Consider the following 299-nt stretch of genomic DNA (forward strand, 5'->3'; position numbering starts at 1 on the left):
TGTTATTATTGGTTCCATTTGGATCAATGATAGCGTGGAAACGCGGTGATTTTCTCGCAGTTTTTGAACGGCTGTGGGTTGTTTTTGCATTAGTCGCTATAGTTTGTTTTATCACATTTTATGTAGTTTCTTTGCGTGATATTTTTGCCATTTTAGGAATTGGACTTTCAACTTTTGTTTTCTTAGGTAGTTTAGCTGGTCTTTGGGCGAAGAGCGGACATCGCAAAATAGCTTTATTAGCACGGTTTAAAAGATTTATTGGATTACCATGGTCCGTTTTTGGTGCAGCAATAGCGCAT

General features: G+C 37.8%; 1 protein-coding gene. It reads left to right on the forward strand.

Annotated features, from left to right (window positions below; genetic code table 11):
- Nucleotides 1–299 (forward strand): cytochrome c-type biogenesis CcmF C-terminal domain-containing protein (locus ACFINZ_RS11465; protein ID WP_375701577.1); only part of this gene is annotated, 299 nt, incomplete at both ends.

The sequence above is a fragment of the Bartonella sp. AA81SXKL genome (assembly GCF_042196945.1).
In the GTDB taxonomy this organism is placed as follows: domain Bacteria; phylum Pseudomonadota; class Alphaproteobacteria; order Rhizobiales; family Rhizobiaceae; genus Bartonella.